Here is a 16705-nt window from a genome sequence, read left to right as displayed (position 1 = left end):
CCGGCGGCCGAGTTGGCCGCGGGGGGTTTCTCCGCTCGGGTGACAGAGGGTAGCGCCCCCGTCGGGGGGGGGGGGCGGCGGGGGGGGGGGGGGGGGCGCCCCCCCCCCCCCCCAGTGCCGGGGGCGCGCCGCCGTCTGCAGGCGCTCCGGCAGCAGCGCCATCGCGCCGCCGCCGGTCGCACCGATCAGTCGCAGACCGGGATACTTGTCCAGCCATCCCGCGAACGCGATCATGGCCATGCCCATCGTGACGTCGCCGAACCGGCCGATCTGCTCGACGAATCCGATGCTGTCGACCCGCTCCGTGCCGATCGGTTCGGCCGGGGCGTGCACCAGGACCGGCACCCCCGCCTCCGCGGCCAGCGCGAAGAAGGAGTCCGCTCGCGGAGAGCCGAGCAGCTCGCCGTGGACACTGGACGTGGTGATCAGGCCGACGAAGGCGGGGTCCGCCAGGGTCTCCCTGACACCTTCCAGGTGATCGTCGTCGCCGAACGGGTTGGCGTACACGTACCCGCGCAACTGGTCCGGGAACTTGGCGATCAAGCCTGACATCCAGGCGTGGAAGCTGCGCAGCCGGTCTCGTGGTTGCGCGTAGTTGTCGACGCCCGGGACCCGCGCCATCGCTCCGGCACCGACCGGGCTGCCGATGATGGTGAGGTCGATCCCGGCCTGAGCGCGAGCGGCGAGCATGCCGTCGACGTCGGTCAGGCTGGGGGGCATGGGGAAGCGTTTGGCCGCCTCCGGTGGGGACAGGTGCCCGTGGATGTCGATGATCATGTGTCGGTTCCCGGGTTCGGTGAGAGTGCACGGGTGACCGCGGCGCAGTCCTCGTCGCCGAGACCTTGCTCGGTGGCGCGGACATGGGTCTCGGCTGCTGCGGCTGCGAGGGGCAGGCGCAGGCCGGTTGCCGCTGCCTGCTTCGTAGCGAGCATGAGGTCTTTGGCCATCAGCCGCAGCCGGAAGTCCGGCTCGTCGAACCGCCCGGACGCCAGGCGCCTCGACTTGAAAGCCATGACCGGCGAGGCGAAGCCGCTGCCCGCGATCGTCCTGAGAACCAGCTGCCGGTCGAGTCCTGTGGCGGCCGCCAGTTCGGTGGCCTCGGCCAGCGCCTGCACCTCTATCCCCATCAGCAGGTTGAGGAGCAGCTTCATCCGCATGCCGGAACCGAGTGCGCCCAGATGGACGACTTCCTTGCCCAGCATCTCCAGCAGCGGCCGGCCCGCGGTGAAGACCCGCTCCTCGCCGCCGACGAACAGCCGCAGCTCGCCGTCGCGGGCGTGCTCACGGTTGCCGAGCATGCCGACGTCCAGAACCGACGGCACGCTTCCGGCGATGCTGACGACCTCTTCGGGGGCGACGGTGCTGGCGCAGATCAGGGCGCCTGGGTAGGCGCCTCTGGCCAGTACCCCGTCCGGTCCGCGGAGCACGGTGCCGAGGGCTTCGCCGTCGGCGACGGTGCAGATGGCGGCGCTCGTGCCCTCGACGGCATCGGCCGGGTGGGCCGCGGCGAAGGCGCCCGCCCTGGCGAGCGGCTCGGCCCGCTCGGAGGTGCGGTTCCAGACCCGCACCTGTATGCCTTGGTCGAGGAGGCGAGTCGCCAGGCCGGTGCCCATCCTGCCGAGACCGAGGACGGCCACAGGGCCGTCTGTGGTGCGCGTCATGACGTCTCCTTCGTGGTCTCCTTGACGACCCGGAACCGCAGGGACTGCGTCGAGTCGACCCACTCGCGGAGCGGGGCCACCAGTGCGCGGTGGTCCTCGCTCTGCTGCCAGGCGAAGAAGTGCTCGGGCGTCTCCCACTCGCTGGTGATCACCCACTGGCGGGAGTCGTCAACGGGCTCTCCCAGCCTCTCGACGATGTGACCGGGGGTTCCGGCGACGGACTTCCGGATCCGGTCGTACAGGTCCAGAAACCCTTGCTCGCCGCCCTCGATCACACGGACCGCGAAAACCACGGACAGCTTGTCGGCCGAACGGCCCTTCTGCTTGGTGCCCATGTCTCCTCCTGATGGTGAGATCCGGCAGGACACGCTTTCTAAGGACTCACGGCCCCCGTGACCACGCAACTCCAATGGGTGCACGGCCCAAGGGGGACAAGGGCTTTCGCGCGCTGGTTAGCCCGTACGAGTGAGCGTTCAAGGGCCCCTCGTCGAGGCGGTCCTGGACGCCTCGCATCACACGAACAGCGCTCTGCTTGCTCCTTGACGACCGGTCGCGGCCAGGCTGCTGCGACGCACTCGTTCCGGTGAATGTGCGCGAAACGCCGTGAAGTCGTTCCGGTCGGCCCTCGACTTCGTGGGCAGCGGCCTGTCAGCGGCCCGTGCGCTCCAGAAGGCCGGGCAGGTCGGCGAAGGAATCCAGGACGTGGTCCGGTGTGCCGGACGCCGCACGGTGCGTCTCGGGCTGGTATTTGCCGGTCCTGACGAGAACGCCCGTGAGCCCGTGGCGTTGGGCGGCGAGCACGTCGGACTCGATGTCGTCGCCCACCATGAGCGTCTCCGAGGCATCGGCGCCGAGATGGGCCAGGGCGGTGGCGAAGAACGGTGCGGCGGGTTTGCCGACGACCTCGGCCTCGACGCGGGCCGCCCGCTCAAGGCCCAGCAGGAAGGCGCCGGTGTCGAGCTGGAGCCCCGCCTCCGTGCGCCAGTACAGATTGCGGTGCATGGCCACCAGGCGAGCGCCTCTCTGGAGGTGGGCGAACGCGCGATTGAGTGCCGTGTACCCGAACTCCGGGCCTGCGCCTCCGACGACGACCACATCCGGAACGGCGTCGTCGTCGGGGTCCGTCAGGAGGACACCCTCAAGGTCCTCACGGATGTCGCCGCTGTTGAGCAGCAGGCATCTCGCCCCGGGAAAGTGGTCGGCGAGGTACGCGGCGGTCACCGCGGGAGCGGTGAAGATGTCGTCCGCGGTGACCGGGAATCCGGCCTCGGCCAGCACCGTCGCGATGGAGGCCCGCGTACGGGAGGTGGTGTTGGTGAGCAGCGCCAGCGGAACGCCCCGCTCCCGAAGTCGCTCCAGCGCTCCGACCGCACCGGGCAGCGGCTTCCAGGACACCGTGAGAACACCGTCGATATCGATCAGGACAGCGCCGACCCGTTGCATGAGGTGACCGTACCGAGGGACCAGAACACGTCCAAGCAGCAGGGCCAAGGAGCAGAGCCAAGGAGCAGGGGTGAAGGAGCCTCCATGCCGGCAGCGAGCCCGGAGTGCATACGGCGCTCGGCGTTCGGCACGCACAATGGCGCTGTGCACGTACTCCATATGTGACTCGAATGGCGGCATCTGAGCTCGTAGCAGTCGCCGCACCGCGTCGGCCGGCATAGGAAGGTGGCCCACCGGCCATGGCAGGAGGGCGCCAACGCCCCGGCCGGGGCGACCGGGGGATTCCGGTAGTGGTCCCGTCGCGGATCCGTGGCCGAAAGGAGAGCGATGACGGCGCCTCTGGGCCCCGCGACGACGTCCGCATGGGTGGTCGGGCGTCCGGCCCCGATCTCCTCGGCACCGCTGCGGCTCGTGGAGCGCGAGACGGCCGAACCCGGTGCGTACGAGCTGCTGCTGCGCGTCCGTGCATGCGGGGTCTGCCGGACCGATCTGCATCTGGCCGAGGGAGACCTGCCGCCCCGCAGACCGCGCTGCACGCCGGGCCATGAGGTGGTCGGCGAGGTGATCGCCGCGGGTTCCGCGGTCCGGAACCTCGGAGCGGGTGACCGGGTGGGGGCCGCGTGGCTGGCGGGAACCTGCGGGCAGTGCCGCTATTGCAGCACCGGACGCGAGAACCTGTGCCCCGGCTCGCGCTACACCGGCTGGGACATCCATGGGGGATTCGCCGACCGCATCATCGTGGATGCCCGTTACACCTACCGTCTCCCGGAAGGGTGGGACGACGCGGACGCCGCACCACTTCTGTGCGCGGGGATCATCGGCTACCGGGCGCTTCGCCGGGCCGACCTGCCGCCGGGCGGCCGGCTCGGCATCTACGGGTTCGGAGCGTCCGCCCATCTCACCGCCCAACTCGCCATCGCCCGGGGCGCCGAAGTCCACGTTGTCACCCGCTCGCCGCAGGCACAGCAGCTGGCGCTGGAGCTCGGCGCCGCGTCGGCGGGACCCGATGCGCCCCCGCGGCCATTGGACTCCGCGATCCTGTTCGCGCCGGCAGGGGGTCTGGTGCCGACGGCGCTCGAGGCCCTGGACCGAGGGGGCACGCTCGCCATCGCCGGGATCCACCTGAGCGCCATGCCCCCACTCGACTACGACCGGCACCTCTTCCAGGAACGCACCGTACGCAGCGTCACCGCGAACACCCGTGAGGACGGCCGTGCCTTCCTCGCCGAAGCGGCGCGGCTGCGCCCCACCGTGCGGGTCACCCGCTACCCGATGCGCAGAGCCGACCAGGCCATGGCAGATCTGGCGGCCGGACGGATCACCGGGGTGGCCGTGCTCGTCATGGCGTGAGCATGACGTCGCCGAGCAGGCCCGGCGGCCGCAGCGGACTGCACCGGACTGGACCGGACGGCGCACGAGCGTCGGTGCCCGGTAGGACTTCAGGAACTCCCGGTCCGCAGCCGCGCCGCCCGCTGCGGGATCCCAGCCGTCCTCCTGTCGGCAGGCTGCGTGCGTGAGCACCGCGAAGGGCGCCTGAGGAAGGTCAGGAGTGCGGCCGGCGCGGCTGCTCGTCGCGCGCCGCGTTCCTCTCCTTGATGCGCGCCGCTTCCTTCCGGACCTCGGCCTGGGTGGCGCGTTCCTTCTGCAGCCACTCCGGAAGGTCCCTCTTCAGCGCGTCGATCTGCTCCGTGGTGAGGGCGTCCGTGATTCCGCCACGGGCGAGGCCCGAGATGGAGATGCCCAGCTTCGCCGCGACCACCGGCCGCGGATGGGGGCCGTTGCGTCGCAGCTCCTGCAGCCACTCGGGCGGATCGGCCTGCAGTGCGTTCAGCTCGGTGCGCGAGACGACACCCTCCTGGAACTCGGCGGGGGTGGCCTCGAGGTACACACCCAGCTTCTTCGCCGCGGTTGCGGGCTTCATCGTCTGGGCGCTCTGGTGCGACGTCATGGTGTCAAGGGTATTCGAGCGTGTGCGCCACCTCCGACCATGACCGGTAACCTGGCGGCGTGACAGGCTCGGAAATACCCCCTTCGTTCCGGCTCGCGTATGTCCCGGGAGTGACGCCCACGAAGTGGGTGCGGATCTGGAACGAGCGGCTGCCCGACGTTCCACTGACCCTCACCCAGGTGTCCGCTGCCGAGGCATTCGACGTGCTGCGGGGCCGCGGCGCCGACGCGGGTCTCGTGCGGCTGCCGGTGGACCGGACGGACCTCAGCGCGATCCCCCTCTACACCGAGACGACGGTGGTCGTGGTCCCGAAGGACCACGTCGTGGCGGCGGTCGACGAGGTGTCCGCCGAGGATCTTGCCGACGACATCGTGCTCCATCCCCTCGACGACGTCCTCGACTGGGAGCGTCTGCCGGGACGGCCCGCGATCGAGCGCCCCGCCACGACGGCGGATGCCATCGAGCTGGTGGCGGCCGGAGTGGGACTGCTCGTCGTCCCGCAGTCACTCGCCCGCCTGCACCACCGCAAGGACCTCACCTATCGGCCGGTCTCCGGCGCCCCGGAGTCGCGCGTCGCGCTGTCGTGGCCGCAGGACGAGACCACGCCCGACCTGGTGGAGCAGTTCATCGGGATCGTCCGCGGCCGCACCGTCAACAGCACAAGGGGTCGCCCCCCGGCCCCGGTGCAGCCGAAGAGCAAGCGCCCCGACGCCGGCGGAGCACGGCGGAAGCCCACAGCCGGCAAAGCGACCGGCAAGGCGGCCGGCAAGAGCCCACGCGGCGGTGCCGGCGGCTCCAAGGGCGGCAAGCGCGGCAAGCCTCGCCGCCGTTCGTAGCCTCGGCGTCTGTCAACGTCAGTCGTCGTCGGTCGTAGCCTCGGCGTCAGTCGGCGTCGGTCGTGGCCTCGGCGTCACTCGTATCGTCGCCGGGTGCCGCCGCGGGCCGGAGGCGTCAGCTGCTCAATGCCGCAGCCACGACGGACCGCGCCTCCTCCTGTACGCGCGTCAGGTGGTCCGGTCCGAGGAAGGACTCGGCGTACACCTTGTAGACGTCCTCGGTACCCGAAGGGCGGGCGGCGAACCAGGCGTTCTCGGTGGTCACCTTGATGCCGCCGATGGCCGCCCCGTTGCCCGGAGCCTGTGTGAGCACCGAGGCGATCGGTTCCCCGGCGAGCGTGTCGGCCGTCACCTGGTCGGGAGAGAGGCGGCCCAGTACGGCCTTCTCCTCGCGGGTCGCGGGGGCGTCGACACGGGCGTACGCCGGTTCGCCGAACCGGGCAGTGAGCGACGCGTAGTGCTCGCTCGGCGTCCGCTCCGTCACGGCCAGCATCTCGGACGCGAGCAGAGCCAGGATGATGCCGTCCTTGTCGGTGGTCCACACCGATCCGTCACGGCGCAGGAAGGAGGCCCCGGCGGACTCCTCACCGCCGAATCCGAGGGTGCCGTCGGCCAGCCCGTCCACGAACCACTTGAAACCGACCGGCACCTCGATCAGCGCGCGGCCGAGGTCGGCCGCCACCCGGTCGATCATGCTGGACGACACCAGTGTCTTTCCGACACCGGCACCAGCGGGCCACTGGTCGCGGTGGCTGTAGAGATAGGCGATGGCGGTGGCGAGGTAGTGGTTGGGATTCATCAGCCCGCCGTCCGGAGTGACGATGCCGTGCCGGTCGGCGTCGGCGTCGTTGCCGGTGGCGATCTGGAAGCGGTCGCGGCCCTCGATCAGCGACGCCATCGCGTACGGGGACGAGCAGTCCATGCGGATCTTGCCGTCCCAGTCCAGTGTCATGAACCGCCAGGTGGGATCGGTGTTGGGGTTGACGACTGTCAGATCGAGGCGGTGCTCCTCGGCGATCCGGCCCCAGTACGCGACGGACGCGCCCCCCAGCGGATCGGCGCCGATGCGCACACCTGCGGCGCGCACGGCGTCCAGGTCGAGCACGGACGGCAGATCCCGCACGTAGGCGCCGAGGAAGTCGTACCGTCCGGTGGTCTGCGCGGCCAGCGCCCTGGCGTGGGGCAGCCGCCGTACATCCTTGAGACCGCCCGTGATGATCTCGTTGGCCCGCTCCTGGATCCAGCCGGTCGCCTCCGAACCGGCGGGCCCGCCGTTCGGCGGGTTGTACTTGAAGCCACCGTCGGCCGGGGGATTGTGCGAGGGCGTGACCACCACGCCGTCGGCCAGGCCGGAGGTGCGGCCGCGGTTGTGAGTGAGGATGGCGTGCGACACGGCCGGGGTGGGGGTGTAGCCGTCGGCGGCGTCGATGAGCACGGTGACGCCGTTCGCCGCGAACACCTCCACAGCGGTCACCCGGGCCGGTTCGGACAGCGCATGGGTGTCGGCGCCGAGGAACAGCGGCCCGTCGGTTCCCTGTTGGGCCCGGTACTCGCAGATCGCCTGGCTGGTCGCGGCGATGTGGTCCTCGTTGAAGGCGGTGGCGAGGGAGCTTCCCCGGTGCCCCGACGTGCCGAAGGCGACACGCTGGGCGGGCTCGGCCGGATCGGGGTGCAAGGCGTAGTACGCGGTCACCAGCCGAGCCACATCGATGAGGTCCTCCGGCCGCGCCGGCTGTCCCGCGCGCTCGTTCGGCATCCGTCCACTCCTTCGCATCGGTCGGTGCGATCAGTGCACGAGCCATGATCGCTCGTCGCTTGCGTTTCGTCCGGTTGCCCCTCCGCACGGACGTGCCGGCGGACGTGTCGACGGACGTTCCAGTCGGGCATGCCCAGCGTGAGCCCGCGCAACCGCGTCGCCCGGCCCGGCGATCGCTCTGTCCAACCCCGGCAGTCTGCTCGGGACGCGTCGGCGCGGCGGCGCGTCCTGGTCGCCGAGCGCGAATCCCCTGATCACCTAGGGCCTGTCGTTTGGATCAGGCCCTAGACTCGGCGAATGGCGAAGTATTTCGACGTGCATCCCGAGAATCCTCAGCGGCGCACCATCAGCAGTGTGGCTGACAGTATTCGGTCCGGCGCGCTCGTCGCGTACCCGACAGACTCCTGTTACGCACTGGGATGCCAGCTGGGCAGTCGTGACGGCATCAGCCGGATCCGGTCGATCCGGAACCTCGACGATCGTCACCACTTCACCCTTGTGTGCCAGAACTTCGCGCAGCTGGGGCAGTTCGTGCACGTCGACAACGACGTGTTCCGCGCGATCAAGGCGGCGACGCCCGGCAGTTACACCTTCATCCTCCCCGCGACGAAGGAGGTGCCTCGCCAACTGCTGCACCCGAAGAAGAAGACGGTCGGAGTCCGGATTCCCGACCATGCCGTCGCTCAGGCGCTGGTCGCCGAACTCGGGGAGCCGCTGCTCTCCAGCACCCTGCTCCTGCCCGACGAGGACGAGCCGATGACCCAGGGCTGGGAGATCAAGGAACGGCTCGACCATGTGGTGGACGCCGTGGTCGACTCGGGCGACTGCGGCACCGAGCCGACCACGGTCATCGACTTCTCCGGCGGCGGAGTCGAGGTCGTACGCCGAGGGGCAGGCGACACCGCGCGGTTCGAGTAGCCGCGTCGACCGGACGTACGCCGCCAGGGCGTCGGCACCGCCCTCCTCGCCGCGGTCAGGGAGGCAAGCCCGCGCGAGCTGTCGCTCCACGTCTTCCAGCGCAACGGGCCGGGGCACCCGCCCGGACGCGAGCCGCGGAGCCGGGCGGGCGGTGGCCGTCTCAGTCGCCGCTGGTCCCCGCCCGGACCCGGGCGGCGGCCGCGATCTCCGCCATCACCTCCGTAGCGTGGTCGTGCAGGAAGAAGTGATCGCCGGGGAAGATCCGGTGACGGAACCGGTCGGCCGTCATCGACTGCCATCCGGCGATCCACTCCGGGCCGGTGAGCCGGTCGTCCGCGCCACCGAGCGCGACGACGGGGCAGGGCAGCATGTCCGGCCGGACCTGTTCCATGTAGCGGGCCAGCAGGCCGAGATCGGCCCGCATGACCGGCAGCAGCAGGTCCAGCAACTCCTGGTGCCGGGTGATCTCCGCGGGCGTGCCGCCGAGTTCGACGATCGCGCGCAGCAGCTCAGCGTCGCTCTTCTCGTGCAGGGCCAACGTGACGGGGGAGCCGGGCGGGCGGCAGCCGGACACCACGATGGTCTCCGGCAGGGGCCGGCCGGCCCCTGCCAGCCGGCGCGTCGTCTCGTAGGTGATCTGCGCCCCCATGCTGTGCCCGAAGAGCACGAACCTCTCCTGCTCCGGGCGGCTCTCCAGCACCGAAAGCACCCCTTCCACCACCTCGTCCATGGAGGTGGCCAGGGGCTCTGCGATACGGGTGCCCCGACCGGGCAGCTCCACCGGCACGAACCGTAGCCCCGGCATGTCCTGGGACCGGGACCAGGCCAGGTAGGCAGCGGCCGAACCGCCGGCGTGCGGCAGACAGTAGACGCGTACGGGTCGCCTCGCTTCGTGCACCACGGGGTCGGTGTCCCACGGGGTCCATCGGTGCCGGTCGGACGGTTCGGCTCCGGGGTGGCTCGTCACTGCGTGCTGCCTTTCTGTTCGAGGAGTTCGCGAAGTTCGCGGAATTCGGGGAGCGCGGGGAATCCGGGAAGTTCTGGACGACGGACGCTTCCCGAGAAGTCAGGGAAAGGGTCTCACCCGAGGCCTCTGTGCCGTCGCGCCACGCTCGGTGTGCGAGCGATATGCGAGGCCCCCGGGACCAAGTCGCCCACCCCGTACGTTGGCTGAGGCTTCATCACTCGGACACCCTCCGGCGCTCGGGCCCGCAATGAGGTTCGGAGAGGATGAGATGGGCATGCCAACGTCACACGACGCCACGTGCCCAATGCCGCGGTCGATGAGGAGGACGTAGTGAGGACGAGCTCGCGGATCCGGAAGGCTTCGCTCGTCGTCGGCAGCGCCATCGCGCTGGTCATCGCTGTTCCCGGCAGTGCCCTCGCCGCTCCTCCCCAGGCCTTGCCCGCCAACGCGGACGGGCTGGAGCAGACGTTCCAACCGGCCTACGACTACGACACGGACGGTTGCTACCCCACTCCCGCGATCGGCCCCGACGGGACCATCGCGCCCGGCCTCAAACCGTCCGGGGCCCTCAACGGCCAGTGCCGCGACTCATGGGACCTCGACAACACCAACGGATACGCGCGGTCCAAGTGCAACAACGGCTGGTGCGCGATCATGTACGGCCTCTATTTCGAGAAGGACCAGGCCGTGGCGGGCAGCGGGCTCGGAGGGCACCGCCATGACTGGGAGCACGTCGTGGTGTGGGTGCAGAACAACCAGGCCCAGTACGTATCCACCTCCGCGCACGGCGACTTCGACATCTACGGCCGTGACCGGATCCGGTGGGACGGCACGCACCCCAAGGTCGTCTACCACAAGGACGGCTGGAGCACCCACTGCTTCCGCCCCGCGAACTCCAACGACGAGCCGCCGGAGAACCACTACCACGCATGGCAGTTCCCCAGGCTGGTCGGCTGGAACGGATACCCCGCGGGTCTCCGCGACAAGCTGAGCCAGGCCGATTTCGGCAGTGCCCACTTCGGCCTCAAGGACGGCAACTTCAACCACCACCTCGAGAAGGCCAAGCCGGCGGGCATCTCGTTCGACCCGAACGCCTGACGAGTCGCGCCCGGGCGGCGTGGGGGACGACACGAACACCACCACGTCGAGCCTCGGGTGTGGTGTGCGCGACGCATCACGCGGCTGGAGTCCGGACGGCCGGCTGATGTACTGCATCGACAGCCCCACCCGCCGGATCGACGTCCTGGACCACCAGGGTGGACGCGCCCTGAACCGGCGGGAGTTCGCGCGGATCCAGAACGGCGCCGGGTTCCCCGACGGACTGACCGTCGATGCCGAGGGCTGCGTATGGGTCGCGCTGTGGGACGGCGCGGCGATCCGCCGCTACACGCCGGACGGCACGCTCGACCGCATCGTCGAGCTGCCCGTACGCCGCCCCACCGCCTGCGCCTTCGACGGCCCGGGGCTGCGCGACCTCTGCATCACCACGGCCCGCACCGGCCTGACCCGACCGCATCCGCTCTCCGGCTCGCTGCTGGTCCTGCTTGCCGCGGGCCAGGGACTGCCCGGTACGCCGTTCGCCGGCTGAGCGCCGCCCCCGGGCCTGCGTCGGTCGTCACCCCCGCGCTCGAATTCAAGCGGGTGCAATGTTGAAACAGGCACGATGCCGGTCGCCCGGAACCGGCGCCGGGGGGGCATGCACCAACCATCAGAGGCGGGCCTGCTGCGCGAGGGCGGATCGACCGCAGTGCTGCCGCCCGATGGCCGGCTCGCCCGGTTCCTCCGCCCGTCATACGCTGAGTCCGTAGGCCTTGCAGTTGCTGCCACAGGGCTTCCTGCCCGGAGCGCCGTTGCAGGCCCTGAGCCGAACGGGCCACGTGTGCGGACGGGCCCGGGTGCCGTTGCGGGATGGATGTGTGCGATGGCCGGTCCGGAGGGTACGGCAGGGATGCTCGGAAGCCTGCTCGAGGCCACTCACCTGGCAGGAATCGAACAGCTGCCGGGGTTGATCGCCGAGTACGCGGCTCTGGCCGGGCTGGAGCATGCCCGTCTGTACGTCGTGGACCTGCGCCAGCAGGTGCTCAGGGAGCTGACCGGCCGCGGCCCCGACGCGGGGGTCGGCGGTGAGGAGTACTCGGTCGACGGAACCCTCGCGGGCGCCGCGTTCCGTGAGACGCGAATCCTTGCCTCGCCTCATCTCGGCGACGGCGGACGCCGACGGTACTGGGCGCCGGTGCTGGACGGAACGCAGCGTCTGGGCGTACTCCGCGCCGATCTCCCCGATGACGAGGCCGGGAGGACAGCGCTCGGACATCTCTCGTCCCTCGCGGGGTTGCTGCTGGTCAGCAAGCGTCCGTTCAGCGATTCTCACGCCCGCCTGGTGCGGACCGAGTCGATGCACGTGGCCGCGGAGATGCAGTGGAAGCTCATGCCGCCGCTGGCCTTCGCGAACGACCAGGTGGTCATTGCCGCCGCGATGGAGCCCGCGTACGAGGTCGCCGGCGACGCCTTCGACTACGCGCTGGCCGGCGACACCGTCCACCTGGCCATTTTCGACGCGATGGGACACGACAGCGCCGCGGGCCTCACGGCGAACCTCGCGGTGGCGACCTGCCGGTCCAAACGCCGGGACGGCGCCGATCTGGTCGCCACGGCTCAGGCGATCGAGCGCACGCTGGTGAAGGAGTTCGGGCACACCCGCTACACCACGGGGATCCTGGCCGACCTGGACACCCGCACCGGCCTGCTCTCCTGGGTCAACTGCGGCCACCTTCCACCGGTGCTGATCCGTGGCGGACGCTGGACCACGACCCTGAACTGCCCACCCACCCACCCGATGGGCACAGAACTGAAGCTACCCGTCACTCTCTGCCATGAGCAGCTGGAGCCGGAGGACCGGCTGCTGCTCTACACCGACGGCATCACCGAGGCACGTGACGCAGGACGGCGCGAGTTCGGCCTCGCGCAGTTCGTCGAATTCATCGTCCGCCATCACGCGGACGGGCTGCCGGTGCCCGAGACCCTGCGTCGCCTGATGCGCGCCGTCCTCCGGCACCACCGCGACAGCCTGTCCGACGATGCCACCGTCGTCTTCCTCGAGTGGCACGGCAGCGCGCGCAACGTGGCCCTGAAACCCCATGGCGCGTCGCGAACTGCGCCTGTACGTCGTGCACGGGAAGCATGAACGAGGAGCGGCGGCGACGTCATAGTCGGGCCGATCGCGGGTACCCGCAACACCGTGCCCGAACACCGCGTGTCGAAGACACCTCCGCGCGGTGGACCGAGAAAGGAAGAAGGAAGGCAGAGCCATGAGCAGGGTGAAGGAATCGATCGAGGTCGATGTTCCTGTCCGCACCGCATACAACCAGTGGACGCAGTTCGAGGAGTTCCCGAACTTCATGGAAGGCGTCGAGGAGGTCCGGCAGGTCGACGACCGCCACAACCACTGGAAGACCAAGATCGCGGGCGTGCATCGGGAGTTCGACACCGAGATCGTCGACCAGCTCCCTGACGAGCGCATCGCGTGGCGCACGGTCAGCGGCGACACCAAGCAGAAGGGCATGGTCCACTTCCAGCGCCTGGACGACACCCACACACGCGTGGAACTCGTGATGGATGTCGAACCGAGCGGGGTGGCGGAGAAGACCGCCGCCATGGCAGGAGTGATCGACCGGCGGGTCAAGGGCGACATGCTCCGCTTCAAGGAGTACATCGAGCACCGTGGCGGCGAGTCCGGCTCGTGGCGCGGCCGCGTCAGCCCGGGCTGACAGCTGGGGGTTCCACGCTCCGCAGCCGTTGGGCTGGACCCTGCGTGGTTCCCTCAGGGGCTCACTGATCAGGGACATGTGCGCAGGGCCTCTGCCGCATTCACAGGTCGCCGCCCGCGGTGGGGGCCTCGCTGCCAGGAGCGCCCATGGCGCCGCCCGCGGATCCGTACGGCTCGTGCCCGGGCTCTATGCCGGGGACCGGCGCGTCCTGTCGGCACGCAGTCAGGGCAGCGGTGTGCCTCCACTGGCTCAATCGCGCGTACGGCGCCGGTGGCTGGTGTCGCACCAAGGGAAGCGAAGACTCCGCCGGCAGGTGCACAGGGCGACGCAGAAGCGATCCGAGGTAACGACGCCGCCGTCTTCCAGGACGACCTCGACCGGGCCCTTGACGAGCAGGGGTCCGTCGGTCGTGACAGTGATGCGGCGCGGTGCGTCACGGCGTTCGGTTGTGTCACGGCGCTCGTTCGGCACGAATGATCACCAACTCCTCTTTCCGGGCCTCCGGATTCAGCAGGCCCTGACTGCACAGCCAGGACCGTCTGGAGCGCAAGACGGGCCCCAGGCTCACGTAACGGCGCTCCGTGACCTCGGCCTCCAGGCCGGCCGATCGCAGCTGTGACAGGGTCCGGCCTTCGCCACTCAGCACGGAATGCACGACGAGCAGCACACCGCCGGGCCGGAGGAGGCGAGGCACCTCACGGCAGATCCGGTCGAGGATCCACCGGCCGTCCCGGCCGGCGTCCCAGGCCTGTGCCGCGCCATGGCGCGGCGGGGTGGCCGCCGGGCTGGGGACGTACGGCGGATTGGTGACGACGAGGTCGAAGGTGCGGTCCGCCACCGGGGCGGTCAGATCACCGTGCAGTACCCGCACCGGGGTCCGGGCCAGCAGAGCGTTGAGCCGGGCGGTCCACACGGCCGGTCGGGAGATGTCCACGGCGGTGACGTGTGCGCCCCGCATCGCCGCGGCCAGCGCCACGGCGCCGGTCCCCGTGCCGATATCGAGCACCTGGGCCCGCGGTGGCAGCGCCTCGCGGTCGAGTGCTCCTGCCAGCAGCGCCGTGTCCGTTTGAGGTGCGTACACACCCGGAAGGGCTATGAGTGGCACATATGCCGCGTACCCGGTGATTCGGATGCAACCGTCTTGGGGAACCAACTTTTATTCTTGGCGCGGGTCGTGTTCGGCGGGACCGGCCCCGATGACCCGGCCACCTCCGCCGAGCGACGTCCGTCCGTCGCTCCAGGCGCCCAGCACGTGAGCTGCGAATCGGTCCTCCAGGTGAAGGGTTGCGTCGATGCCGAAGGCGACGTCGGCCTCCAGATCGGGTTCCTCGTCCAGGAGGCCCGCGATGACCTCGCGCCGCACGACCTGCTCATGGACGGCGTCCGCCTCGACGTGCTCGTCGTAGAAGAACTCCGCAGCCGGCCCGGCCCCCGCGCGCCGCATTGCCGCGGCCAGTCGCCTCGACCCGGGCGAAGAAGTGATCTCGACGGTCGCGAAGTGGCCGACCAGGCAGCCGCGCAGCGCGCGGTGGAGCCCGAAGAGCGACATGAGGTTCACCGTGGCCAGTGTCTGGGCGGCTGCCGCGTCCAGGTAGCCGCCGTAGGTGGTGTCCAGGCCCAGGTCCGTCATCAGGTCGGCGAAGAGCCGCGCGTGGATCCGCTCGGCCCGGCCCCCGCCGTACTCGTCGAACTCCACGGCCGCCATCCCGGCCTTGGCCCGTCCCCGTAGCCGCGGCAGCACCCAGGCGTGCGGATCGGCCTCCTTGAGGTGGTAGAGGGATCGTTGCGCCGCGTACTCCCTCAGCTGCCACAGCTCTCCCTCGTCCCGGAGGAAGTGGGAGACGCCGCTGCCGTGCACCGGCTCCACGAGAAGCCCGGCCAGCGCGTCGTCCACTGTCGCGTGGCGGGGGGCCTCCGCGCGCAGCACGGCGAGGAACGGGTCCTCCAGCGCCCGCCGCACACGGAGCAGATCCGGATCCCACTCCAGGGCGGGTTCGACCCCGGCGAATCCGCGGTAGTGCAGCTCGTAGCAGACGTAGAGAGCGAGCTGCAGATCGTCCCCGTAGGGGTCGGCGTCGCTCGCCACGGTCGGATCCGCCGGAAGTTCCGCTCCTGCGGCGAGACAGCTGATGACAGCCGCCGAGAGCGGTCCCCGCGACTGCGGCAGCGGCGGCCCATGATGGTGCCTCGCCCTGTCAGTCATGACTTTCGTGTACCCGGTGTCCCGGGTATCTCGCGAGCCTCAGGTGGTCAGCAGGCGGTTGAAGAACGACCGGTACTTCCGCAGAGTCATACGCAGATCCTCGGTGTTCGCCTCTTCGCCGCGCTTCCACTGTTCTTCCAGGTCCTGTTTGTGGTCGGCGAAGGTCGCGGCGAGCTTCTGCATGACGTCTGCGACAAGAGAGTCCGCCGCGTGTACGGCTTCGCGGGGGTCGTCGACGAACGTGTTCTGAATCTCCTGCCAGCGTGAGCGGAAGCCTTCCTCGTCCTCCGTCACGAGGAGTCGCGGTGATTCGTCGTCCGCCGGCGTGGCATCCCCCTGTGCCGATGTGTCGGCGGCTTCCGTGGCCTCACCAGGAAATGTCGGCGTCCCGGGCCGGCTTTGGGTCTCTTCGTCCACGTTCCCCTGGTTCGCGGGCTCTTCGTTCACGTTCCGGTCGCGCGACTGAGCGAGGTCCTCGGTGGACAGCCCGGTCCCGGTGGGTGCTGGTGTCTGTTCGCGTTCCATCTTTCCTCGTCCGCCTTGATCGGTGCGGTTGGTCGGTCAGGCTCGGGCATGACGGGCCTGACCGCCGTCGGAGAGCAGCTCGGTGAACAGGGCCCGGTAGTGCACCATGGCACCCCGTAGCTGCTCGGTCGTCGCCTCGTGCGCCATGCTCAGCTGGTTGACCTCATGAGCGGCGCGATAGTGCTCGAGCGTGCGACTGTGCTCCACGGAGAGGTCCTTGAGTCGTTGAGTCAGGTCCTCGGTCGGGTAACCACGCTCGCGCATCAGCGACGCGACCAGAATGTCCGCGTCCTGTACGGCATCCTCCGGTCGATCGACGAATTCCCCCTGCACGCTGTCCCAGTCTCGCGTGTACCGCTCCCGGACGCCATTTGGCAACGGCTTGATGTCGAGCGAGTCGTGCCGTTTCTCGCGTGCGCTGAGTTCACGCTCGGCTGCGCGCCGACTGCCGGCCTCTTCGACCGTTCGCTCGTATTCCGGGCCGAAGCGTTCGCGAAGGCGCCGATGGCGCATGAAAAGAAAAGCTGCCACGGCCAGCGCGGCAAGTACCACCACGACGGGGATGATGATGGATAGGAGAGTACCTGTTGACATCGGAACGACCTCCCGACGAGCGCGGTTTCCCTGTGCGGGTATCCCTGCGTCATGTCCGGGGGACACGACGCTTGTGCGTGGTCCTCT

18 protein-coding genes and 1 pseudogene are annotated in these 16705 nt (G+C 69.9%); 7 read left to right on the top strand and 12 right to left on the bottom strand.

The genetic code is table 11. The features are described from left to right. The 4 genes from AC0699_RS04820 to AC0699_RS04805 form a co-directional block, all read right to left on the bottom strand. A partial coding sequence (locus AC0699_RS04820) for an amidohydrolase family protein (RefSeq protein WP_478655668.1) occupies positions 1-777 on the bottom strand: 777 nt, incomplete at its 3' end. Continuing rightward, entirely contained in the window at positions 774-1661 is an 888-nt protein-coding gene (locus AC0699_RS04815) for an NAD(P)-dependent oxidoreductase (protein ID WP_478655666.1), read from the bottom strand. The genes AC0699_RS04815 and AC0699_RS04820, both read right to left, overlap by 4 nt. Then, the gene (locus AC0699_RS04810) at positions 1658-1996 is read right to left on the bottom strand and encodes an antibiotic biosynthesis monooxygenase family protein (protein WP_469767568.1); all 339 of its coding nucleotides are present in this window, start codon (positions 1994-1996) and stop codon (positions 1658-1660) included. The genes AC0699_RS04815 and AC0699_RS04810 overlap by 4 nt, the downstream gene beginning before the upstream one ends. A 313-nt stretch (positions 1997-2309) precedes the next feature. Then, positions 2310-3104, bottom strand: a complete 795-nt coding sequence (locus tag AC0699_RS04805) for an HAD-IIA family hydrolase (protein WP_478655664.1) — start codon at positions 3102-3104, stop codon at positions 2310-2312. A gap of 327 nt (positions 3105-3431) precedes the next feature. On the opposite strand from AC0699_RS04805, the gene AC0699_RS04800 reads away from it, so the two are divergent. Next, positions 3432-4454 (top strand): zinc-dependent alcohol dehydrogenase family protein, encoded by a 1023-nt coding sequence (locus AC0699_RS04800; protein WP_478655662.1) that lies wholly within the window; start codon positions 3432-3434, stop codon positions 4452-4454. 193 nt (positions 4455-4647) lie between these two features. Here the strand turns inward: AC0699_RS04800 and AC0699_RS04795 are convergent, their stop codons facing one another. After that, positions 4648-5052, bottom strand: coding sequence for a DUF5997 family protein (locus AC0699_RS04795; RefSeq protein WP_478655660.1), 405 nt, complete (start codon positions 5050-5052; stop codon positions 4648-4650). Positions 5053-5111: 59 nt separating this feature from the next. Between AC0699_RS04795 and AC0699_RS04790 the strand changes: the two genes are divergently transcribed. Beyond that, entirely contained in the window at positions 5112-5888 is a 777-nt protein-coding gene (locus AC0699_RS04790; protein ID WP_478655657.1) for a LysR substrate-binding domain-containing protein, read from the top strand. A 115-nt stretch (positions 5889-6003) separates the two neighbouring features. On the opposite strand, the gene pgm is transcribed toward AC0699_RS04790, so the two are convergent. Then, positions 6004-7644 carry a phosphoglucomutase (alpha-D-glucose-1,6-bisphosphate-dependent) gene (pgm, locus tag AC0699_RS04785; RefSeq protein ID WP_478655655.1) on the bottom strand — a complete coding sequence of 547 codons (1641 nt, stop codon included), beginning with the start codon at positions 7642-7644 and terminating at the stop codon, positions 6004-6006. 297 nt (positions 7645-7941) lie between these two features. Between pgm and AC0699_RS04780 the strand changes: the two genes are divergently transcribed. Then, positions 7942-8562: an L-threonylcarbamoyladenylate synthase gene (locus AC0699_RS04780; protein WP_478655653.1), complete on the top strand. Its 621-nt coding sequence runs from the start codon at positions 7942-7944 to the stop codon at positions 8560-8562. Between the two features lie 160 nt (positions 8563-8722). Here AC0699_RS04780 and AC0699_RS04775 read toward each other — a convergent pair whose 3' ends face one another. Next, complete coding sequence (locus AC0699_RS04775) at positions 8723-9529, bottom strand: thioesterase II family protein (protein WP_478655651.1); 807 nt, start codon at positions 9527-9529, stop codon at positions 8723-8725. 330 nt (positions 9530-9859) lie between these two features. Between AC0699_RS04775 and AC0699_RS04770 the strand changes: the two genes are divergently transcribed. From AC0699_RS04770 to AC0699_RS04755, 4 genes and pseudogenes are all read left to right on the top strand, one after another. After that, a complete protein-coding gene (locus AC0699_RS04770) occupies positions 9860-10627 on the top strand; it encodes an NPP1 family protein (protein WP_478655649.1) in 768 nt (255 codons plus the stop codon). Positions 10628-10709: 82 nt separating this feature from the next. After that, positions 10710-11117 (top strand): annotated as a pseudogene (locus AC0699_RS04765) (SMP-30/gluconolactonase/LRE family protein); the annotation flags it as partial. A 333-nt stretch (positions 11118-11450) separates the two neighbouring features. Next, the gene (locus tag AC0699_RS04760; protein ID WP_478655646.1) at positions 11451-12713 is read left to right on the top strand and encodes a PP2C family protein-serine/threonine phosphatase; all 1263 of its coding nucleotides are present in this window, start codon (positions 11451-11453) and stop codon (positions 12711-12713) included. A 124-nt stretch (positions 12714-12837) separates the two neighbouring features. Continuing rightward, positions 12838-13296: an SRPBCC family protein gene (locus tag AC0699_RS04755; protein ID WP_478655644.1), complete on the top strand. Its 459-nt coding sequence runs from the start codon at positions 12838-12840 to the stop codon at positions 13294-13296. Between the two features lie 249 nt (positions 13297-13545). Here AC0699_RS04755 and AC0699_RS04750 read toward each other — a convergent pair whose 3' ends face one another. Genes AC0699_RS04750 through AC0699_RS04730 form a run of 5 tightly spaced genes read right to left on the bottom strand, consistent with a single transcriptional unit; the run spans position 13546 to position 16618 of the window. Continuing rightward, complete coding sequence (locus tag AC0699_RS04750) at positions 13546-13767, bottom strand: CDGSH iron-sulfur domain-containing protein (protein WP_478655643.1); 222 nt, start codon at positions 13765-13767, stop codon at positions 13546-13548. Further along, positions 13748-14401 (bottom strand): HemK2/MTQ2 family protein methyltransferase, encoded by a 654-nt coding sequence (locus AC0699_RS04745; protein WP_478655641.1) that lies wholly within the window; start codon positions 14399-14401, stop codon positions 13748-13750. Before AC0699_RS04745 ends, AC0699_RS04750 begins: the two co-directional genes overlap by 20 nt. Before the next feature lie 51 nt (positions 14402-14452). Then, positions 14453-15499, bottom strand: a complete 1047-nt coding sequence (locus AC0699_RS04740) for an iron-containing redox enzyme family protein (RefSeq protein ID WP_478655639.1) — start codon at positions 15497-15499, stop codon at positions 14453-14455. Between the two features lie 39 nt (positions 15500-15538). Continuing rightward, a complete protein-coding gene (locus tag AC0699_RS04735) occupies positions 15539-16024 on the bottom strand; it encodes a hypothetical protein (RefSeq protein WP_478655637.1) in 486 nt (161 codons plus the stop codon). 36 nt (positions 16025-16060) lie between these two features. Further along, the gene (locus AC0699_RS04730; RefSeq protein ID WP_478655635.1) at positions 16061-16618 is read right to left on the bottom strand and encodes a hypothetical protein; all 558 of its coding nucleotides are present in this window, start codon (positions 16616-16618) and stop codon (positions 16061-16063) included. Between the last annotated feature and the right edge of the window lie 87 nt (positions 16619-16705).

The organism is Streptomyces sp. NPDC043870 (assembly GCF_056435785.1).
This window is presented reverse-complemented; position numbering and strand designations above follow the sequence as displayed.